1 pseudogene is annotated in these 547 nt (G+C 42.4%); it reads right to left on the reverse strand.

The features are described 5' to 3' along the window. Positions 1 to 362 (reverse strand): annotated as a pseudogene (locus tag JCM21531_RS17440) (IS110 family transposase); the annotation flags it as partial. Between the last annotated feature and the right edge of the window lie 185 nt (positions 363 to 547).

Below are 547 nucleotides of genomic sequence, written 5' to 3' on the forward strand. Positions count from 1 at the left end.
CATCATAGGAGTCATCCTTGTAAATAATGGGGTTTGCAAGCCTTACAGCGCTTGTATAGGCAGGGTTAACGTGCTTGACCTCAAACTTCCTGCCCACCAGATAGGCAGCAAGGTTTCTGCCAAAGCCTCTGGTATCTTCAAGTCCGAATACAATTTCCTTTATCCCGCAAATCTTCCTTACATCCTCAACGAATGCAGGGAATCTGGATGGCCTGTTTTCAAAGTTAACCTCACCCAGTTTATTCATCCAACAATCAATTACAACTGCACAATGTGCGTCCTTGTGCATATCAATTCCAACAAAGCAGGTGTTTCGTTTATGATAAATGTCTATCCTCTCCTTTTTCCAATGTCTCCACCACTCATACCGGCAACCTCAATTTAAGAGCGTTAGATTCGATTAGGGACATTTCTTGTAAAGAAGTGTCCCTTAACCTTAATCCTCGCAAGGGAACGCCAACCTATCTATTCCTGATGTGACAAATTACGTGATTTCAGGCATCACGAGCCTTAGTTCAAATTTCTTAATGTTCTTTTACTGCTTCGC

The sequence above is a fragment of the Acetivibrio straminisolvens JCM 21531 genome (assembly GCF_000521465.1).
GTDB classification, from domain to species: Bacteria; Bacillota; Clostridia; order Acetivibrionales; family Acetivibrionaceae; genus Hungateiclostridium; species Hungateiclostridium straminisolvens.